The 18943-nt window shown below is 70.6% G+C and carries 19 protein-coding genes; 9 read left to right on the forward strand and 10 right to left on the reverse strand.

Features of this window, described 5'->3' with window-relative positions; genetic code table 11:
* Positions 1 to 200: hypothetical protein (locus E7Z54_RS23830; protein WP_206056413.1), on the forward strand; the 200-nt coding region annotated here is incomplete at its 5' end.
* Positions 158 to 1192: a hypothetical protein gene (locus tag E7Z54_RS19425; protein ID WP_136436375.1), complete on the forward strand. Its 1035-nt coding sequence runs from the start codon at positions 158 to 160 to the stop codon at positions 1190 to 1192. The genes E7Z54_RS23830 and E7Z54_RS19425, both read left to right, overlap by 43 nt.
* A gap of 12 nt (positions 1193 to 1204) precedes the next feature.
* Here E7Z54_RS19425 and purL read toward each other — a convergent pair whose 3' ends face one another.
* Entirely contained in the window at positions 1205 to 3478 is a 2274-nt protein-coding gene (gene purL, locus E7Z54_RS19430) for a phosphoribosylformylglycinamidine synthase subunit PurL (RefSeq protein WP_136436376.1), read from the reverse strand.
* 252 nt (positions 3479 to 3730) lie between these two features.
* Here purL and E7Z54_RS19435 point away from each other — a divergent pair, with 252 nt between their 5' ends.
* Positions 3731 to 5161 carry a glycoside hydrolase domain-containing protein gene (locus E7Z54_RS19435; protein WP_136436377.1) on the forward strand — a complete coding sequence of 477 codons (1431 nt, stop codon included), beginning with the start codon at positions 3731 to 3733 and terminating at the stop codon, positions 5159 to 5161.
* A gap of 27 nt (positions 5162 to 5188) precedes the next feature.
* Here the strand turns inward: E7Z54_RS19435 and purQ are convergent, their stop codons facing one another.
* Both purQ and purS read right to left on the reverse strand, forming a co-directional pair.
* Positions 5189 to 5857 carry a phosphoribosylformylglycinamidine synthase subunit PurQ gene (gene purQ, locus E7Z54_RS19440; RefSeq protein ID WP_136436378.1) on the reverse strand — a complete coding sequence of 223 codons (669 nt, stop codon included), beginning with the start codon at positions 5855 to 5857 and terminating at the stop codon, positions 5189 to 5191.
* Positions 5854 to 6114, reverse strand: a complete 261-nt coding sequence (gene purS / locus E7Z54_RS19445; protein ID WP_136436392.1) for a phosphoribosylformylglycinamidine synthase subunit PurS — start codon at positions 6112 to 6114, stop codon at positions 5854 to 5856. Before purS ends, purQ begins: the two co-directional genes overlap by 4 nt.
* A 75-nt stretch (positions 6115 to 6189) precedes the next feature.
* Between purS and E7Z54_RS19450 the strand changes: the two genes are divergently transcribed.
* On the forward strand, positions 6190 to 6696 hold the full coding sequence (locus E7Z54_RS19450) for a general stress protein (RefSeq protein WP_136436379.1): 507 nt from the start codon (positions 6190 to 6192) through the stop codon (positions 6694 to 6696).
* A gap of 69 nt (positions 6697 to 6765) precedes the next feature.
* Here the strand turns inward: E7Z54_RS19450 and E7Z54_RS19455 are convergent, their stop codons facing one another.
* From E7Z54_RS19455 to E7Z54_RS19470, 4 genes are all read right to left on the reverse strand, one after another.
* Positions 6766 to 8340, reverse strand: a complete 1575-nt coding sequence (locus E7Z54_RS19455; protein ID WP_136436380.1) for a long-chain-fatty-acid--CoA ligase — start codon at positions 8338 to 8340, stop codon at positions 6766 to 6768.
* A gap of 95 nt (positions 8341 to 8435) precedes the next feature.
* Complete coding sequence (locus E7Z54_RS19460) at positions 8436 to 9338, reverse strand: phosphoribosylaminoimidazolesuccinocarboxamide synthase (RefSeq protein WP_136436381.1); 903 nt, start codon at positions 9336 to 9338, stop codon at positions 8436 to 8438.
* A gap of 58 nt (positions 9339 to 9396) precedes the next feature.
* A complete protein-coding gene (locus tag E7Z54_RS19465; protein ID WP_136436382.1) occupies positions 9397 to 10428 on the reverse strand; it encodes a hypothetical protein in 1032 nt (343 codons plus the stop codon).
* A complete protein-coding gene (locus E7Z54_RS19470; RefSeq protein WP_136436383.1) occupies positions 10425 to 10991 on the reverse strand; it encodes an RNA polymerase sigma factor in 567 nt (188 codons plus the stop codon). The genes E7Z54_RS19465 and E7Z54_RS19470 overlap by 4 nt, the downstream gene beginning before the upstream one ends.
* 95 nt (positions 10992 to 11086) lie before the next feature.
* On the opposite strand from E7Z54_RS19470, the gene E7Z54_RS19475 reads away from it, so the two are divergent.
* On the forward strand, positions 11087 to 11521 hold the full coding sequence (locus tag E7Z54_RS19475; RefSeq protein ID WP_136436384.1) for a hypothetical protein: 435 nt from the start codon (positions 11087 to 11089) through the stop codon (positions 11519 to 11521).
* An 80-nt stretch (positions 11522 to 11601) separates the two neighbouring features.
* Positions 11602 to 11919, forward strand: coding sequence for an antibiotic biosynthesis monooxygenase family protein (locus E7Z54_RS19480; protein WP_136436385.1), 318 nt, complete (start codon positions 11602 to 11604; stop codon positions 11917 to 11919).
* Between the two features lie 7 nt (positions 11920 to 11926).
* Here the strand turns inward: E7Z54_RS19480 and E7Z54_RS19485 are convergent, their stop codons facing one another.
* The gene (locus E7Z54_RS19485) at positions 11927 to 13699 is read right to left on the reverse strand and encodes a BCCT family transporter (RefSeq protein ID WP_136436386.1); all 1773 of its coding nucleotides are present in this window, start codon (positions 13697 to 13699) and stop codon (positions 11927 to 11929) included.
* 150 nt (positions 13700 to 13849) lie between these two features.
* Here E7Z54_RS19485 and E7Z54_RS19490 point away from each other — a divergent pair, with 150 nt between their 5' ends.
* From E7Z54_RS19490 to E7Z54_RS19500, 3 genes are all read left to right on the forward strand, one after another.
* Complete coding sequence (locus E7Z54_RS19490) at positions 13850 to 14644, forward strand: transporter substrate-binding domain-containing protein (protein WP_136436387.1); 795 nt, start codon at positions 13850 to 13852, stop codon at positions 14642 to 14644.
* A gap of 67 nt (positions 14645 to 14711) precedes the next feature.
* On the forward strand, positions 14712 to 15506 hold the full coding sequence (locus E7Z54_RS19495; protein WP_136436388.1) for an amino acid ABC transporter permease: 795 nt from the start codon (positions 14712 to 14714) through the stop codon (positions 15504 to 15506).
* Positions 15506 to 16282, forward strand: a complete 777-nt coding sequence (locus tag E7Z54_RS19500) for an amino acid ABC transporter ATP-binding protein (RefSeq protein WP_136436389.1) — start codon at positions 15506 to 15508, stop codon at positions 16280 to 16282. The genes E7Z54_RS19495 and E7Z54_RS19500 overlap by 1 nt, the downstream gene beginning before the upstream one ends.
* Positions 16283 to 16294: 12 nt before the next feature.
* Here E7Z54_RS19500 and purB read toward each other — a convergent pair whose 3' ends face one another.
* On the reverse strand, positions 16295 to 17713 hold the full coding sequence (gene purB / locus E7Z54_RS19505; protein ID WP_136436390.1) for an adenylosuccinate lyase: 1419 nt from the start codon (positions 17711 to 17713) through the stop codon (positions 16295 to 16297).
* Positions 17714 to 17821: 108 nt separating this feature from the next.
* Positions 17822 to 18943, reverse strand: a 1122-nt coding sequence (gene purD, locus E7Z54_RS19510) for a phosphoribosylamine--glycine ligase (RefSeq protein ID WP_136436391.1), incomplete at its 5' end; no start/stop codon positions are given.

An 18943-nucleotide genomic window follows, 5' to 3' on the forward strand; every position in this document is an offset into this window, starting at 1 on the left:
ACGGCGGCGGCGAGGCGTGCCTGCGCGGCCGCGACGTCGGCGGCGGCGGCTGGTCGGAGACGGGCAGGCATGTCCCCGCCATTGTCCCGCAGCGTGCCGCCGGCTGGTCCGGCGGCCCGGACGATCCCGCGCCGAGGCGGACGCCACAATGGACCGCATGGGCCTTCGTCGTCGTGCCGCGGCAGCCATCGGGCTGGTGAGCCTCCTTCCCCTGCTCGCCGGCTGTGGTGACGACGCCGCGGCGCTGGAGGTCGGCGACGTGGTGCCCGCTCGTGAGGACGACCAGTTCGCCGCAGGCGCGGCGTCCTTCCTGGAGATCCCGCTGGGTCGGCTGGAGGTCAGCCTCGGCGAGCCGTCCGCCTCGCTCAGCGACCGCGACACCAGCGAGTTCGCCGCCATGCGGGCCCCGGAGGGCTCGACGTTCGTCCCGATCACCTGGCAGTACGACGCCGGGACGTTCGGCGCGTTCGCCGAGTACGTCGGCGACGACGCGCCGTCGCCGGTGATCGACCTGGTGAGCGACGGCGCACGCTACCGGCTGCCGCCCCCGGCCGAGTCCGGCGAGGGCTCGGAGTCGTTCTACGTCCTGGTCACCGGTGCAGCAGAGGAGGTCGCGCTGAGCGTCGAGTACGACGGCGTCGTACAGACCCTGGACCTGGTCACCGGCGAGCGAGAAGAAGGAGCGGCTGCCGGTCTCTACAGGGCCAGGAAAGCCAAGCGGGGAACCCGCTCCTGCAAGGAGGCGGCGACGTTCGACGCGACTCAGGGCTTCCCCACCTACCGCTGCGAGATCAGCCGCACGATCCGTCTGCCGTATGCCGACGGCGCATGGGCCGAGCCTGGCCGAGCCTGGCTGGTGATGACGCTGACCACCGGGATGCGCCGCTTCGACGTCTACGGCCCGCTGCCGGGATCGGGCGCGCTCTACGGCGCCGAGTCGGTGAGGGCGAACTTCCGGATCGGGGAGCGGAAGCCGGTCGCCGTGCTCCGCGATCCCGACGCGCTCTGCCCGGACATCGCCAGGGGCGGTTGCACTGCGACCTACCACCTTGTCTTCGACGGACGGGCCGCGGCCGGCGCGCCGTTGGTCATCGAGCAGAGGTTCGCCCTGGCGCTCGGCACGCAGTGGGGCAGCGTCGACCGCAAGGCCACGATGAAGTTCGGCGTCCACGTCGAGGCGCCGCTGCGCTGAGCGCGGGCCGCGTCACCCCAGGGCGGCCGGCAGGGTGGCGGTCCACGCAGCGCGGAGCTCGTCGAGCGGCACGCTGAACTGGCCGTCGACCTCCAGCGCGGTCCCGCCGGTCGTTCCGATCTCCGCCATCGGCACACCGTGACGAGCGCACAGCGCTGCCAGCTCGTCGAGCTCGTAGTCGGGAACCGTCACGATCGCGCGCGCCGCGGACTCGGTGAACAGCGCGAGGAACGCGTCGCCCTCGAGTGTCACCCGGGCGCCGATCCCGCTCACCAGCGTGGCCTCCGCCAGGGCCTGGGCGAGTCCCCCGTCGGAGAGGTCGTGGGCGCTGGTCGCGATCCCGACGAGATCTGCCAGCAGCCGGGCCAGGCCGCGCTCCGCGCGAAGATCCACCTTCGGGGGGAGGCCACCGAGGTGCCCGTGGACGACGTGGGCCCACTCCGAGCCCGAGAGCTCCTCGCGAGTGCGCCCGAGGAGGACGATGCGCTCGCCGGCCCCCTGGAACGAGGAGGGGGTACGGCGTCGTACGTCCTCGATCACGCCGAGCACCGCGACCACCGGAGTCGGCAGGATCGCGGTCTCGCCGGTCTGGTTGTAGAGGCTGACGTTCCCCCCGGTGACCGGCACACCCAGCTCGAGGCAGGCGTCCTTCAACCCGCGGCAGGCCTCAGCGAACTGCCACATCACGTCCGGGTCCTCTGGCGAGCCGAAGTTGAGGCAGTCGCTGACCGCGAGCGGCGTCGCACCGCCGGTGGCGACGTTGCGGTACGCCTCGGCGAGTGCGAGCTGGGCCCCTGCATAGGGGTCGAGCTTGGCGAACCGGCCGTTGCAGTCGGTGGCGACCGAGACGCCGAGATTGGTCTCCTCGTCGACGCGGATCATGCCGCTGTCGTCCGGCTGCGAGAGCACGGTGTTGCCCTGCACGTAGCGGTCGTACTGGTCGGTGATCCAGGACTTGTCGCAGAGGTTGGGGCTGGCGACCAGCTGCAGCAGCGTCGCGCGAAGCTCGTCGCCCGTGCTCGGCCGCGGCAACGACTCGGCGGCGTCGGCCTGGAGCTGGTCCTGCCACTGCGGGCGGGCGAACGGGCGCTCGTAGACGGGTCCGTCGTGGGCCACCGTGCGGGGCGGTACGTCGACGACCCGCTCTCCGTGCCAGTCGATCTCGAGCCGGCCGGTGTCGGTGACCTCGCCGATGACCGCGGCCTCGACGTCCCACTTGGCGCAGATGGCGAGGAAGTCGTCGATGTCGGCGGGCTCGACCACGGCCATCATCCGCTCCTGCGACTCGCTCATCAGGATCTCCTCGGGAGCCAGCGTGGAGTCGCGCAGCGGCACCTTGTCGAGATGCACGTGCATGCCGCCGTCGCCAGCGGAGGCCAGCTCGGAGGTGGCGCAGGAGAGCCCGGCCCCGCCGAGGTCCTGGATGCCGGCGACCACGTTGGCGTGGAAGAGCTCGAGCGTGCACTCGATCAGCAGCTTCTCCATGAACGGGTCGCCGACCTGGACGCTGGGCCGCTTGGCCGGACCGGTCTCGTCGAAGGTCTCCGACGCGAGCACCGACACGCCGCCGATCCCGTCGCCGCCCGTCCGGGCGCCGTAGAGCACGACGAGGTTGCCCACGCCGGACGCCTTCGCCAGGTGGAGGTCCTCATGCCTGAGCACGCCGACGCAGAGCGCGTTCACCAGCGGGTTGCCGAGGTAGGTCGGGTCGAACACGGCCTCACCGCCGATGTTGGGCAGACCCAGGCAGTTGCCGTAGCCCCCGACGCCGGCCACGATGCCGGGCAGCACCCGGTGGGTGTCGGCTGCGTCGAGCGGGCCGAACCGCAGCGGGTCCATCACGGCGACCGGGCGGGCGCCCATCGCGAGGATGTCGCGGACGATCCCGCCGACGCCGGTCGCGGCACCCTGGTAGGGCTCGACGTACGAGGGGTGGTTGTGCGACTCCACCTTGAACGTCACCGCGTAGCCCTGGCCGATGTCGAGGACCCCGGCGTTCTCGCCGATGCCGGCGAGCATCTTGCCCGCCGACGTCTCCTGGGGAATCTCACCGAACTGCCTGAGGTGCACCTTGGACGACTTGTAGGAGCAGTGCTCGCTCCACATGACCGAGTACATCGCCAGCTCCGAGCTGGTCGGACGGCGGCCGAGGATCTCCTTGATCCGGTCGTATTCGTCGGCCTTGAGGCCGAGCTCGGACCAGGGCTGCTCCCGCTCGGGGTCCCCGGTCGCCACGGCGACGGTGTCGAGCGTGGGGCGGGTGGGTGCAGAAGCGGTGTCGGCCACGCGACAAATCTATCGGCCGCCGCTCCGAGCCGTTCCTTCCGCTCCCCCATGAGATCGGTCACCGCCCGGCCTCATCCCCACCCGCGCGCTGCCGATCGGGAGTGACAGGAGGTCACGCGTCGAAGATCCTGCGGCCCGGAGGCGAATTACAGGCTTGTAGTTCAGTGCGAAGGGTGTTACTGGTGTGAATCTTGTGGTTATCGTGACGTGGCTCCGATCGAGTCCCGCCCCACCTTCCCCTGGAGTGCAGCCATGTCAGCCCGCCTCGAACTCCCCGCCTCACGACCGCGGCTCGGCCCGCCGCTGCGTCGCACCGTGACCGCGGCGCTGGGTGCCGTGCTCGCCCTCGCGCTGCTGGCGCCGCTGCACGACGCCCCGGAGACGCCTGCGGCATCCACCCCCGTCGACCTGGCTGCCGCGGAGCCGCCGAACCCGGTCACACCGGGCTCCTTCCGGGGCTACGGGTTCGACCAGTGCCTGACGCCGACCCAGGCGAAGATGGACGCCTGGCTCCAGCACTCACCGTTCCTCGCCGTCGGGGTCTACATCTCGGGCAACTCGCGCTTCTGCCGTCACCAGCCCAACCTGACGTCGGCCTGGGTCCGCACCCAGCTCGCCAAGGGCTGGCGGATCCTGCCGATCACCCTCGGCCCCCAGTCGACCTGCGTCGGCCGGTTCCCCCGCTACGGCGCGAACATCGACCCCACGATCAGCAACAACAGCGCCAACCGCTGGTCCGCCGCCCGCGGCCAGGGCCGACTCGAGGCCTCCCGGGCGGTCGCCGCAGCCCAGGCGCTCGGCATCAGCCCGGGAAGCACGATCTGGTACGACCTCGAGGGCTGGTCGAACTACCGGCACGCCACCTGCCGGGAGTCGGCGCTGCACTTCCTGACCGCCTGGACGAACCGGATCCGCAGGCTGAACTACGTCTCGGGGGTGTACTCCAGCGCCGGCTCCGGGATCAAGATCCTCGACGATGCCCGCGCCACCCGGCGCTCGGACGTCGTCCTCCCCGACCAGATCTGGATCGCCCGCTGGGACGGCAAGGCCAGCACCTCGACCAGCTACATCCGCGAGGACGGCTGGCGTCCCGGCAACCGGATGAAGCAGTACCGCGGCGGCCACAACGAGACCTGGGGCGGCGTCACGATCAACATCGACAGCAACTACCTCGACCTCGGCGCGCCGCGGGCCGCCGCCGAGACGCACTGCGGCAGCGCCACCATCGTCGACCCCGCGCGCTACCGGGCGATCCGGAAGCGGACGACGACCTACCGCCCCCACCCGGCGTCCGTGAAGGCCCTGCAGTGCCTGCTGCGCGAGAAGGGCGTCTACCCGGGGCGCATCACCGGCAACTACAACCGGAGGACCCGCGCGGCCGTGCAGGCCTGGCAGAAACGCGTGGGCCACAGGGTCAGCACCACGTGGACCTTCCGCAACTGGATGACGCTCCTGTCCGCCGGGCCGCGGCCCGTGCTGAAGATCGGCTCGACCGGCCCCGACGTACGGCGCGTCCAGCGCACCATCCACGCGACAATGCCGCGGCTGGCCGTGCAGCGGGACGGCATCTTCGACGCCGACACCGCCGCCGACGTCGCGGCCTACCGCCGCGAGATCGGGATGGGCGCGGCCGGGATCGTCAACACCGCGACGTGGCGCAGGTTGCAGGCCGGGACCCGCTGATCCCCCGGTGCCCCGGAGGTCGAGCGATCAGGCCAGGACCGACGCGGCGAGGGACGTGAAGAACCCCAGGCCGTCGGTGCCGGTGCCGGTCAGCTCCTCCACGGCGTGCTCCGGGTGCGGCATCACGCCGACGACGTTGCCGCGCTCGTTGCTCACGCCCGCGATGTCGTCGAGCGAGCCGTTGGGGTTGACCTCCAGGTAGCGGGCCACGACCTGCCCCTCGCCCTCGATCCGGGCCAGCGTCTCGGCGTCGGCGACGAACCCGCCCTCGCCGTTCTTCAGCGGGATCCGGATCTCCTGGCCCTCGGCGTAGGCCGCGGTCCAGGGGGTGCGGTTGTTCTCGACGCGGAGCAGCTGGTCGCGGCAGACGAACCTGCGGTGGTCGTTGCGGATCAGCGCTCCGGGCAGCAGGTGGGACTCGCAGAGGATCTGGAAGCCGTTGCAGATGCCGAGTACCGGCATCCCGCGCTGCGCCGCGGCGATGATCTCTCCCATGACCGGCGCGAACCGCGAGATGGCGCCGGCGCGGAGGTAGTCGCCGTAGGAGAAGCCTCCGGGGAGGACGACCGCATCCACGCCCTTCAGGTCGGCGTCGCCGTGCCAGAGCGGGACCGCGTCACTGCCACCCAGTCGGACCGCCCGCTGCGCGTCGACGTCGTCGAGCGAGCCGGGGAAGGTGACGACCCCGATCCTCACGCGCGGACCTCGGCGCTCTCGACGGTGACCGTGTAGTTCTCGATCACCGGGTTCGACAGGAGCGTCTCCGCCATCTGGCGCACCTCGTCGAGGACGGCGTCGGTGACCTCGCCCTCGAACTCCAGCTCGAAGCGCTTGCCCTGGCGGACGTCGCTCACCCCGGCGAAGCCGAGACGGGGCAGCGCGCCCATCACCGCCTTCCCCTGAGGATCGAGGATCTCGGGCTTCGGCATGACAGCTACGACGACTCGGGCCACGGCCCGCAGTCTAGTGCCGCCCTTCGCCGTGCCGCGCATCGCGGACGCCTCATGGACGCCCGGCACACTGGACGCATGAGCACACCGACCACCGGGCCCGCTGACCGGTCGCTTCTCAAGCTGGAGTTCCCGCAGTCGCTGGCGGTGTACGACGACTACACCGCCGCGCAGCGCACGGTCGACTTCCTCGCCGATGAGGGCTTCCCGGTGCAGAACTGCATGATCGTCGGCACGGATCTCAAGCAGGTCGAGCGGATCACCGGCCGGATCACCACCGGTCGGGTGGCGTTCGGCGGTGCGCTGAGCGGGCTCTGGTTCGGCCTGTTCGTCGGCCTGGTGCTGTCGCTGTTCGGCTCCGGCAGCATGCTCGCGACGCTGGCCTCGACCGCGATGCTGGGCGCGCTCTTCGGCGTGATCTTCACCCTGACCGGCTACGCCGCGACCAGGGGGCGTCGAGACTTCTCGTCGGTCAGCTCGGTCGTCGCCACCCGCTACGAGGTGCTGGTCGAGCACAAGGTGGCCGCGCAGGCACGCGAGCTCCTCGCGAAGCTGCCCGGCGCACTGCCGAACCCCTTCGCCTGAGGTCGGCACCGCAGGGGGCGATCGAGGCGGTCCAGCACGTCACGCCGCGAGCCGCGCTCGACCGGACGATCAGCTCAGCTCACGCTTGAGGATCTTGCCCGTCGCGGTCATCGGGAGCGAGTCGACGATCTCGACCACGCGCGGGTACTTGTACGCCGCCATCTGCTCCTTGCTCCACTCGATGATCTCGTCAGGAGTCGCACGGGCGTCCGGCTTGAGGATGACGAACGCCTTGACCTCCTCGCCATGGCTCTGGTGCGGCACACCGATCACCGCCGCGAGAGAGATCGCCGGGTGGGTCAGCAGCACCTCCTCGACCTCGCGCGGGTACACGTTGAACCCGCCGCGGATGATCATGTCCTTGGAGCGATCGACGATGTAGTACCAGCCGTCCGCGTCCCTGCGCGCCAGGTCGCCGGATCGGAACCAGCCGTCCTCGTTGATCGCCTCGGCGGTGGCATCGGGCCGCTTGTAGTAGCCCTTCATCACGTTGTGGCCCTTGATCGCGATCTCCCCGATGGCAGGGTTGCCGTCGGGATCGATGGCCGGGTCGACGTCGTCCCAGGTCTCGGGCTCGATCAGCTTCATCTCGACGCCCGGGATCGGAGTGCCGATCGAGCCCACGCGGACACTCTCGCCGAGGCGGGAGAAGCTGGCGACCGGCGAGGTCTCCGAGAGGCCGTACCCCTCGAGGATGGTGACGCCGAAGCGCTTCTCGAACTCGTGATGCACCTCAACGGGGAGGGCGGCTCCTCCGGCGACGGCGATGCGGAGGTTGTCGGCGATGGCCTTCACGTCGACCGAGTCGTCGAGCGCGCCGAGCAGCCCCCAGTACATCGTCGGGACGCCGGCGAAGAAGGTGACCTTCTCCTCCAGCATCAGCTGCAGCGCCGGCCGTGCCTCGAACCGTGGCAGCATCACGATCGTGCCGCCGTACGCGAAGCCGCCGTTCTGGATCACGCTCTGCCCGAACGAGTGGAACAGGGGCAGCACGCAGAGATAGGTGTCGGCGTCCTCGGCGTTCGCCCCGAAGAGCACCTCCCCGGACAGGGCGTTGTCGCGCATGTTGCGGTGCCGGAGCTCCGCGCCCTTGGGCTGCCCGGTCGTGCCGGAGGTGTAGAGGATGACGGCGGTGTCCTCGTCGTCGACCTCGACGCCCTCGAAGGTCGCCGGCTGGTCGGCCACGCCCTGGCCCAGGGTCTCGGTGCCCTCGATCGGCGAGGGTGCGGCCGGGTCCGCGGTGATCACGAAGAAGTGCTCGCATCCCTCGGCCGCCTGGAAGCCGTCGTAGGCCTCGGCGCCGATCGACAGGTCGGGGGTGCCCTGGAAGGCGAAGTAGGCCTTCGCGTCGGAGTCGCCGAGGTGGTAGGCGACCTCGCGACCCTTGAGCAGCACGTTCAGGGGAACCACGGTCGCGCCGGCCTTGAGGATGCCGAAGTAGACGATCGTGAAGTAGGGCAGGTTCGGGCAGCTCAGTGCGACCTTGTCGCCCGGCTCGATCCCGCGCGAGACCAGCAGGTTGGCCACCTGGTTGGCCGCTCCGTCGACCTGCGGGTAGGTGAGCCGGGTGTCGCCGAAGACGATCGCGGTGCGGTCCGGATGCGCCCGGGCGCTGTTCTCGAGGAAGGCGGCGAGGTTCGTCATGGCGGTCAACCTACTGCGCCCGATCGGCCGAGCGCGTCGCCGACGCAGAGCGGACAGCAAGCTGCCGCGAACGCCTGCCGTCGCGCTGCCGGCCGTCAGAACCGTTCGCCGGTGAGCCGCTCGTAGGCCTCGATATAGCGGCTCCTGGTCCGTTCGATGACCGCCTGCGGCAGCGGCGGCGGCGCCTCGCCCGACGCCTTGTCCCAACCGCTCTCCGGCGAGAGGGCCCAGTTGCGGACGATCTGCTTGTCGTACGACGGCTGGGCGCGGCCCGGTTGCCAGTCGTCGGCCGGCCAGTAGCGGGACGAGTCCGGGGTGAGCACCTCGTCGGCCAGCACGATCGCGCCGGATCCGCCCCGCGCCGTACCGAACTCGAACTTGGTGTCGGCCAGGATGATCCCCCGCTCCCGGGCGATCTCCTCGGCGCGGCCGTAGACCCGCAGGGTCAGGTCGCGCAGCTCGACGGCCGTCTCGGCTCCGACGGCGACGGCCACGGCTGCGAAGTCGACGTTCTCGTCGTGGTCGCCGAGGTCGGCCTTCGTCGCCGGCGTGAAGATCGGGGCCGGCAGCCGGCTGCCGTCCTCGAGTCCGGCCGGGAGCGGGATGCCGCACACCTCCCCGGTGGCGTGGTAGTCGAGCAGTCCGGAGCCGGTGAGATAGCCGCGCGCCACGCACTCGACGGGGAACATGTCGAGCCGCTCGCAGACCACTGCCCGGCCGCGGACATCCTCGGGCACGTCGGTCGAGACGACGTGGTTGGGCACCAGCTCGGCGAGCTGCTCGAACCACCACAGCGACATCCTGGTGAGGATCTCGCCCTTGTCGGGGATCGTCGTCTCGAGCACGAAGTCGAAGATCGAGAGCCGGTCGCTGGCCACCATCAGCAGCTTGCCGGTGTGCGGGCCCTCGGTGACCTCGTAGAGGTCACGCACCTTGCCGGAGTGGAGGTGCCGGGCCCCGGGGAGCTCCGGCGCGGGCGGGATGTTGGCGAGCGTCACGGGCGACAGCCTATTGAGACGGCTGTCGCCCGTGGTTCGCCGTGTCCGGGGCGGACGGTCAGCCGTCGCAGCCGAGGCCGCCCCGGTAGCTGCCGATGACGTCCTTCGGGGTCTGGTCGTCCACGCCTGCGACGACGATGTCGGCGTAGTTCCACAGGACCGCCGACCAGTCACCTTCGCTTTCCATCTCCCTCAGCACCGGCCAGTCGCGGGCCGTGCCTAGCGCGTCCTGCGCCTCGGTCGCCCGCATCGCGTCGCCAGCCTTCCGCGCCTCGAGGTACTGCTCGATCCACGCGCACGCGACGGCACCACTCACCCGGGCGCCGAGGTGGTAGCGGGTGTACTCCTCGCTCTTGATGCCCGTCCGGTCAAAGCCGTCGGGCAGCGGTAGCGGCTCCAGCATCTCGGCGAGCACGGTCGGTCGCTCGGCGCCGGTGACGAAGTGTGCCGGCAGGTGGGCTTCGAGCTCGGACTCACCGACGAGGCGGAGCTGGCCGAGCAGCGCCCGGAATGCCTTCTCGTCCATCCCCATGCCGCGGACCTCGAGGGTGAACTGCCCCTCCACCGGCCTGATCACCGTGTGGTCGTTCGCACTGTAGGCCCACATCAGCGCGGTCTTGCCGAGCACGTCGACCTCCTCGGCGGGGGCGTTGTCGGCCGCCCGGTCGTTCACGTAGCGGTCGTACGTCGCCGCCGGGCGCCAGTGGATGTCGAGCTCGCGGCTCCCGTTGACGTAGCCGAGCTCACCGCCGTGCAGGCCCTCGATCGCGTGCCGGACCACCCAGCCGTCGGCGAGCAGGACGGCCCGGTCACCGCCGTCGATCGCGGCACCGGGGCTGGTCGCGACGGGCAGGTTCTCGGTGGACGAGTCCGCCTGATCGCCGAGCCACATCACGCCGCCGACGAGTGCGGCGACCGCCGCAGCGGCCCCGATCACGGGCAGCCACCGGCCGCGGCGGGACGGCGGGACGTCGTCGGTCTGGTCGAGGGACTCCAGCGGGGTGGTGGCCATGATCTCCTCCAGGAGCTCGGCGCGGCCCTCCTGGACGGGGAGGAGCCGCACAGCCTCATCGGTGATCCTCGGGTTCATCGGTTCCCCTCCTTCGGGCCGATCGCGGTGGGTTCACTGGGGAGATGTCCGGGTCCGGGCGGGTCGTTGCCGAGCAGATCCCGGAGACGCACCTTCGCGCGCGAGAGACGCGGCCGGACGACGGCGCCGGGCAGCCCGAGCACCTCGGCGATCTCGCGCGACTCCAGTCCCTCCCAGAGGTGCAGCTGCAGCACCTCCTCGTCGCGGGCGCTCAGCCGGCTCATGGCGTCGCTGACGTCCGCGCGTTGCACGACCTCCTCGGAGATGTCGGCCATCGCCTCGCGCAGCTGGTGGCGGAGCCGGTCACCGAGCGCGGCCCGTCTCCCCTCGCCGCGGCGGTGGTTGGCGAGCACGCGCCGGGCGACGCCGTAGAGCCACGGCCGGGTGCCGTCGCCCTCCGGGACGTGCCGGAGACGCCGCCAGGCGACGACGAAGGTGTCGGCGGTGACGTCGCCCGCGTCCTCGGGCCGGTCGCACCGGCGCAGCGCGAATCCCAGGACCGCGTCGAAGTGCTCGGCGTAGAGGCGACGGAAGGTCTCCTCACGGGCAGTGGACTCGCTCATGCCTCTCCTATGTCCGGCCGGCGCCTGATCGTTGCACGCTGGTTGACAGCAGGGGTGGGGGTTCTGGCGCCGGAGCCGGGTGGCAGAGTGGCGCCATGCCGGAGTCTGCAGAAGAGGTCTGGGCACGGATCGTCGGAGCCAAGCGCCTGGCGTTCGACGGCCAGTGCCCCGAGTGCGCACGTGTGGTTCCCGAGCGGATCGTCTGGGAGGACGAGTACTGGATCCTGTCCTACACGGACGGTCCGGCCGACATGGCGGCAGCGCTGTTGCTGCAGACCCGCGACCACACGCGGGTCGGCCAGCTCGACGACGAGCTCGCGTCGCAGTTCGGACGGATCTCCAACCGCCTGGTGCGGATCATCGAGAACCTCCCCGAGGCGGCGTACGTCGACGTCAGCCGGTACGGCGCCCACCGTGGCCACTTCCACGTCTGGTACTTCGCGCCGCACGCCGACGGGGTCACCACCCCGGCGGACCTGCGCACGATCGCGACGAAGCTCGCCAACTGGGGCGGCGACGCCCGCGCCTGAGCGGCCCGCCTTGGCCAGCTCAGTCACGCTGTCCCAGGAGGTCGTGCGGCGACTCTCTTGAGACGACCTAGGCTCGACCCATGTCCGTCGTCAAGATCAACGCCATCCACGTTCCCGAGGGCGCCGGCGCCCACCTCGAGGAGCGGTTCGCCGCCCGGGCCGGGGCGGTGGAGAAGTCGCCCGGCTTCCTCGGCTTCCAGCTGCTGCGGCCGACCGCCGGCGAGGACCGCTACTTCGTGGTCACCCACTGGGCCGACCAGGAGTCGTTCGACGCGTGGCGGGCCGGTGACGGCCGGGCCGCGCACGCCCAGAGGCCGGGCGAGGAGGCGCAGCGGCCGGTCGCGGGCGGCGCCGACCTGCTGGAGTTCGAGGTCGTCCTGGACGTGAAGCCGGCCTGAGCGCACCTCACCGCGAGGAGGGGTCCTCCTCGTCGCTCTCCCCCGAGTGCTCCGCGCCGACCGCGACGGAGCCCTCCTCGACCGCGATCACGAAGTCCTCGCCGTGGGCGGTGATGCCGCTGATGACCGCCTGCTCCACGGCCTGCGCGCCGTACTCCCGACGCAGGACCAGCGGGTCGTTGCGCAGGTCTCGGACCAGGGCGACGCAGAGCCCGATCATCACCACCACGAACGGCAGCGCGGCGACGATGGTGATGGTCTGCAGCCCGCTGAGGGCCTCGTCACCGCCGACCAGGAGCATCACCGCGGCCACCGCTCCGGTGGCGACACCCCAGAAGATCACCGTCGGCCGCCTCGGCTCCAGCGATCCGCGCTCCGAGAGCGAGCCCATCACGACCGAGGCGGCGTCGGCGCCCGAGACGAAGAAGATCGAGACCAGCACGACCACCAGCACGCTCGTCACGGTCGCGAGCGGAAGGGCCTCGAGGGTGCTGAACAGCTGGTTCTCCAGGCCGAGAGCGCCGAGGTCGGTGCCGGCCCTCTGCAGGTCGATCGCGGTGCCGCCGAAGATGGCGAACCACACCAGGCTGACCAGGCTCGGCACCAGGAGCACACCGGTGACGAACTCCCTGATCGTGCGGCCACGGGAGATCCGCGCGATGAACATCCCGACGAACGGCGTCCACGAGAGCCACCAGGCCCAGTAGAAGACGGTCCAGTTCTCCAGCCAGTCGCTGGTCTCCGCGCCCTCCGCGGCGGTGCGGGCCGACATCGTCGGCAGGTCACCGACGTAGGAGCCGATCGACGTCGGCACCAGGTTCAGGATGAACACGGTCGGCCCGACCACGAAGACGAACAGGGCGAGGGTGATCGCCAGCACCATGTTGATGTTGGACAGGTACTGGATGCCGCGCGCCACACCCGACACGGCTGAGGCGACGAACGCCGCGGTCAGGACCGCGATCACGATCACCAGGGAGGCGTTCCCGAGCCCGCCGATGCCGCCCACGATCTCGAGGCCGGTCCGCACCTGGAGGGCGCCGAGCCCCAGCGACGCCGCCGAGCCGAAGAGCGTGGCGAAGATCGCCAGCATGTCGATGACCTTGCCGGCAGGACCGTGGGCGTGGCGGCCGATGAGCGGCTCGAAGGCCGCGCTGATCAGCTGGAGCCGTCCCTTGCGGTAGACGCCGTAGGCGATCGCCAGGCCCACGACGGCGTAGATCGCCCACGGGTGGAGCGTCCAGTGGAACAGGGTGGTGGCCATGGCGTTCTGAGCGGCCTCGGGGTTGCCCACCTCGCCGGTGCCCGGAGGCGGGGAGACGAAGTGGGAGATCGGCTCGCTCACGCCGTAGAACATCAGCCCGATGCCCATGCCGGCGCTGAACATCATCGCCACCCACGACCAGGTGCGGAACTCCGGCTTCTCGTCGTCGCGACCCAGGGTGATCCGGCCGTAGCGACCGAGCGCGAGCCAGAGCACGAACACCACGAACCCGCTCGCGGTGAGCACGAACAGCCACCCGGTATTGGTCATCACCCAGGTCAGCGACCTGCCTGACACCTCGGCCAGCGAGGCCGTGCTGACGAAGCCCCAGACCAGGAAGCCGACCGCGAGAGCTGCGGTGACGCCGAAGACGACCCTGTCCAGGCCGCCGGTGGACACGGCGTGATCGGGCTCGAGCGGGAAGTCGAGGGCAGGGTGCTGGGGTTCGGGCGCCTCGTCCTGGGCGCGAGCGGTGTGCGGCGTGGCCGGCCGGGTCTTGTCGTGGTCGAGGCTCACAGCGGCAGCGGGGCGTGGGGGCCCGTCTCCTTCAGGTCGCGGGACGTCATCCGACCCAGCGACCATGCCAACTTCGGCCTCCGACTTCAAACCCGACCTTCGCGGACCGTCGGTCGCGAGCGTCGGGCCCGCCGTCGTAAGGTGAAGCGCATGAACACCTCTCGTCTCGCCACGGCCGCCCTCAGCGCCGGTGTCCTGGCCCTCGGCCTCTCCGCCTGCGCCAAGGACACGTCGACCACGACCACCGAGTCCGGGGTGAACCTGGTCGAGGAGGGCACGCTCACGATCTGCACCCACCTTCCCTACGAGCCGTTCGAGTTCACCGAGGGCGGCGAGGTCGTCGGCTTCGACGTCGACGTGCTGAAGATCGCCGCCGACGCCGAGGGGCTGGAGACCAAGGTCGTCGACACGGCCTGGGAGACCATCGTGTCCGGCAGCGCACTCGACAACGGCGACTGCGACGTCGCCGCGGGTGCGATGACGATCACCCCCGAGCGGGAGGCGGTCATGGACTTCTCGGACCCGTACTTCGAGGCCACGCAGGCCCTGCTGGTGCCGAGCGGGTCGGGGATCACCAGCCTCGATGACCTGGCCGGCAAGCGGATCGCGACCCAGGAGGGCACCACCGGCGAGGCCTATGTCAAGGAGAACCTCCCCAAGGGTGCGAAGGCGGTCTCCTTCGAGGACTCGGTGTTGATGATGGAGGCGGTCCGCAGCGGAAAGGCGGATGCGGGCGTCAACGACAACGGCCTGGTGAACTACTACGTCGAGCAGAACCCCGAGGTCGAGGTGACCACCGAGTTCAAGACCGGCGAGGAGTACGGCTTCTCGGTCAAGAAGGACGGCAACGACGAGCTGCTGAAGGTGCTCAACGACGCGATCGCCAACCAGGAGGAGTACGACAAGGCGTACGAGAAGTGGTTCGGTAGCGCCCCGGCCGAGTGAGCGGCAGCCGCGTGACTTGGTCCGATCCCACCGTTGTGCCGGCGGTGGCGGCTGACGGGAGCGTCGGATGGCGCTGAGCAAGCGCAAGCGCGCGCAGTACATCCGCTACGCGCAGTACGTCGTCATCGGCGTGGTGGCCGTGGCGGTGGTCTTCTCCGCCAACTGGGGCGACCTGCAGCGGTTCTTCCTCAACCCCGACATCATCAAGGACCAGTTCCCCGCGGTCATCACGACGGCGCTGAAGAACACGCTCATCTACACCGCGTGCGGGTTCACCTTCGGCCTGGCTCTCGGGCTGGTGCTCGCACTGATGCGGCTGTCGAGCGTCGGGCCGTGGCGGTGGCTCTCCACCGGCATCATCGAGCTCTTCCGCGGCCTCCCGGCACTGGTCGTCTTCCTCGCGCTGGGCCAGGGGTTCCCCCGGGCGTTCCCGCACCTGGAGATCCCCTTCGGCAACATCGGGACCGTGACCCTCGCCCTCGGGCTGGTCGGCGGGGCCTACATGGCGGAGACGATCCGAGCGGGCATCCAGGCGGTGCCCAAGGGTCAGATGGAGGCGGCCCGCACGTTGGGGATGTCCCACACCCAGGCGATGATCACGGTCGTGGTCCCCCAGGCGTTCCGGATCATCCTGCCGCCCCTGACCAACGAGCTGATCCTGCTCACCAAGGACTCCTCGCTGATCTACATCCTCGGGCTCTCCCTCGACCAGTACGAGCTGACCAAGTGGGGCCGCGAGGGCATGAACAGCGAGGCCAACCTGACACCGATCATCGTGATCGGCTTCTGCTACCTGATCATCACAGTGCCGCTGTCGATCGTGGTGCGCCGCATGGAAGCCAAGGCCGGGAAGGCGCGCTGATGAGCTCACCGACGAACACGTCCTCGCCCACGGAGCCGGCCCGCGCGGGCGCGGCGATCGACGTCCAGCAGCTGCACAAGTACTTCGGCGACAACGAGGTCCTGAAGGGGATCGACTTCCACGTCGACAACGGCCAGGTGGTCTGCGTGGTCGGTCCCAGCGGATCGGGCAAGTCGACCCTGCTGCGCTGCGTCACCCTGCTGGAGACACCCACTCAGGGCAAGATCTTCGTCGAGGGGGTCGAGGTGACCGATCCGGACGTCGACATCGACCGGCTGCGCTCGCGGATCGGGATGGTCTTCCAGCAGTTCAACCTGTTCCCGCACATGACCGTGCTCAGGAACCTCTGCGTGGCGCAGCAGAAGGTCCGCAAGCTCTCCAAGGAGCAGGCGGTCGCGATCGCCCGGGAGAACCTGGCCAAGGTCGGCCTGTCGGAGAAGGAGCAGGCCTACCCCGCCCACCTCTCGGGCGGCCAGCAGCAGCGGGTCGCGATCGCCCGGGCGCTGTCGATGCAGCCCCAGCTCATGCTCTTCGACGAGCCGACCTCCGCGCTCGACCCGGAGCTGGTCGGCGAGGTGCTGGCGGTGATGAAGGAGCTCGCCGCCGAGGGCATGACGATGATGGTCGTCACCCACGAGATGGGGTTCGCCCGTGAGGTCGGCGACAAGCTGGTGTTCATGGACGGCGGCGTGATCGTCGAGGAGGGCGCACCCGCCGAGGTGCTGAGCAACCCGCAGCAGGAGCGCACCCGCGCGTTCCTCTCGAAGGTGCTCTGACTCCCGCTCGCCTCAGAGGATGGCGCCTGGCGAGTACGACGCCGCGGCGGGGTGCCGCTCGACCAGCTCGGCCACCCGCCGGCACACCGCCTGGGTCTGCGCGACCGCCGCGCCGGTGAACGTGATCGGCTCGGCGACCAGCGAGGCGAGCTGCTCGTTGCTGAGGCCGAGCCGGTCGTCCGCGGCGAGCTTGGCGAAGACGTCGTTCTCGGCCTGGCCCTGCCGCATCGCGAGCGCGGTGCCGACCGCCGCCTCCTTGATCGCCTCGTGCGCGGTCTCGCGGCCGACGCCGTTGCGCACCGCTGCCATCAGCACCTTGGTCGTGGCGAGGTAGGGCAGGTAGCGGTCGAGCTCGCGCTGGATCACCGCCGGGAAGGCGCCGAACTCGTCGAGCACCGTGAGGAAGGTCTGGAACAGCCCGTCCACGGCGAAGAACGCGTCGGGCAGCGCCACGCGCCGTACGACGGAGCAGGAGACGTCGCCCTCGTTCCACTGGTCGCCGGCGAGCTCACCGACCATCGAGAGGTAGCCGCGGGTGATCACGGCCAGGCCGTTCACCCGCTCGCAGGAGCGGGTGTTCATCTTGTGCGGCATCGCCGACGAGCCGACCTGGCCCTCCTTGAAGCCCTCGGTCACCAGCTCGTTGCCGGCCATTAGCCGGATGGTGGTGGCGAGGTTGCTCGGGCCGGCCGTCAGCTGGACCAACGACGAGATCACGTCGAAGTCCAGGCTCCGCGGATAGACCTGGCCGACAGACGTCAGCACCCGCTCGAAGCCGAGGTGCCGGGCGACCCGCTGCTCGAGGTCGGCGAGCTTGTCGGCGTCACCGCCCAGCAGGTCGAGCATGTCCTGCGCCGTGCCCATCGGGCCCTTGATGCCGCGCAGCGGGTAGCGGGCCATCAGCTCCTCGACGCGCTCGACCGCGATCATCAGCTCGTCGGCGACGGTGGCGAAGCGCTTGCCCAGCGTGGTGGCCTGTGCCGCGACGTTGTGCGAGCGGCCCGCCATCACGGTGGCCTCGTGCTCGGCGGCGAGCCGCCCGAGCCGGGCCAGCGTGGCGACCGCTCGATCGCGCACGAGAGCGAGCGACTGCTTCACCTGGAGCTGCTCGACGTTCTCGGTGAGGTCGCGCGAGGTCATGCCCTTGTGGATGTGCTCGTGCCCGGCAAGCGCCGCGAACTCCTCGATCCGCGCCTTCACGTCGTGGCGGGTGATCCGCTCGCGAGCCGCGATGGAGTCGAGGTCGACCTTCTCGACCACGCTTTCGTAGGCCTCGACCACGCCGGCGGGGACCTCGATGCCCAGGTCGCGCTGTGCCTTGAGGACGGCGATCCACAGCTGCCGCTCGAGCACGATCTTGTGCTCCGGGGACCAGATCTCGGCCAGGTCGGCGGCGGCGTAGCGGGTGGCGAGGACGTTCGGGACGGTCACGGTCCCCGATTCTCCCACGGCCCGGGCGGGACGTCGTACCTGACGTATATGTCGTCCCGACCACCGATCCGCAGCAGATATGTCAGGTACGACGGAAAGCGGGCCCGGTCAGCTCTCGCGGGCTGCTGCTCCCTCGACGACGCCGAGGGGCTCCGCGGCGATGTCGGACCGCCGCTGGAGGCCGTCGAAGGAGATCAGGTCCGCTGCCGCGTACGCGCGGGAGCGCGCGTCGGCGACGTCGTACCCGACGGCCCGGACGGCGAGCACCCGCCCGCCGGCGGTGACCAGGTGCTGGTGGTCGGGGTCGCCAGGCTCCGGCGCAGCGACGATCGCGGTGCCGGCATGGATCACGTCGACGTCGTTGACACCGTTGGCAGCGCCCACGCCGCGGATCACCGCACCCGTCGAGGACGACTCGGGGTAGCCGGCGGAGGCGAGCACCACGCTGACGGCCGCGGCGTCCCGGAAGCGCGGCGGCGCCACGTCGGCGAGACGGCCCCGCGCGGCGGCCATCAGGAGCTCACCGAGGGGCGACTCCAGGACGGCCAGCACGGGCTGGATGTCGGGGTCACCGAACCGGCAGTTGAACTCGATCACGCGCGGGCCCGCTCCGGTCAGCGCGAGCCCGACGTACAAGCAGCCGACGAACGGCGCACCGCGCCGGGCCATCTCGTCGAGGGTGGGCTGGACCACGGTGTCGATGACGACTTGCGCCAGATCAGGCTGCGCCCAGGTGAGCGGCGTGTAGGAGCCCATGCCGCCGGTGTTCGGTCCGCGTCCGCCGTCGAAGATCCGCTTGAAGTCCTGCGCCGCCTGCAGCGGGTAGGCGGTCGACCCGTCGCAGACCGCGAACAGGGAGACCTCCGGTCCGTCGAGGAACTCCTCGACGACGACCCGGCCGCAGGCCGCCGCATGGGCCAGCGCCTCCGCGCGGTCGCTGGTCACCACGACGCCCTTCCCCGCAGCGAGCGCGTCGTCCTTCACGACGTACGGCGACCCCAGCTCGTCCAGGGCGGCGTCGACCTCCGCAACGGTGGTGCAGACCAGAGACCTCGCCGTGGGGACCCCGGCCGCAGCCATGACCTCCTTGGAGAACGCCTTCGAGCCTTCGAGCCGGGCAGCGGCCCGCGACGGTCCGAAGCAGGCGGTTCCGGCGGCCGTCACCGCGTCGGCGACCCCGGCGACCAGGGGCGCCTCGGGGCCCACGACCACGAGGTCCGCCGCGACCTG

Source organism: Nocardioides sp. (assembly GCF_004803405.1).
Lineage (GTDB): Bacteria > Actinomycetota > Actinomycetes > Propionibacteriales > Nocardioidaceae > Nocardioides > Nocardioides vastitatis.

Excerpts from the sequence above, each read along its gene's own strand:
- E7Z54_RS19425 (WP_136436375.1), top strand. The coding sequence starts at position 158 with ATGGGCCTTCGTCGTCGTGCCGCGGCAGCCATCGGGCTGGTGAGCCTC.
- E7Z54_RS19435 (WP_136436377.1), top strand. The coding sequence starts at position 3,731 with ATGTCAGCCCGCCTCGAACTCCCCGCCTCACGACCGCGGCTCGGCCCG.
- E7Z54_RS19450 (WP_136436379.1), top strand. The coding sequence starts at position 6,190 with ATGAGCACACCGACCACCGGGCCCGCTGACCGGTCGCTTCTCAAGCTG.
- E7Z54_RS19455 (WP_136436380.1), bottom strand. The coding sequence starts at position 8,340 with ATGACGAACCTCGCCGCCTTCCTCGAGAACAGCGCCCGGGCGCATCCG.
- E7Z54_RS19465 (WP_136436382.1), bottom strand. The coding sequence starts at position 10,428 with ATGAACCCGAGGATCACCGATGAGGCTGTGCGGCTCCTCCCCGTCCAG.
- E7Z54_RS19470 (WP_136436383.1), bottom strand. The coding sequence starts at position 10,991 with ATGAGCGAGTCCACTGCCCGTGAGGAGACCTTCCGTCGCCTCTACGCC.
- E7Z54_RS19475 (WP_136436384.1), top strand. The coding sequence starts at position 11,087 with ATGCCGGAGTCTGCAGAAGAGGTCTGGGCACGGATCGTCGGAGCCAAG.
- E7Z54_RS19480 (WP_136436385.1), top strand. The coding sequence starts at position 11,602 with ATGTCCGTCGTCAAGATCAACGCCATCCACGTTCCCGAGGGCGCCGGC.
- E7Z54_RS19490 (WP_136436387.1), top strand. The coding sequence starts at position 13,850 with ATGAACACCTCTCGTCTCGCCACGGCCGCCCTCAGCGCCGGTGTCCTG.
- E7Z54_RS19495 (WP_136436388.1), top strand. The coding sequence starts at position 14,712 with ATGGCGCTGAGCAAGCGCAAGCGCGCGCAGTACATCCGCTACGCGCAG.
- E7Z54_RS19500 (WP_136436389.1), top strand. The coding sequence starts at position 15,506 with ATGAGCTCACCGACGAACACGTCCTCGCCCACGGAGCCGGCCCGCGCG.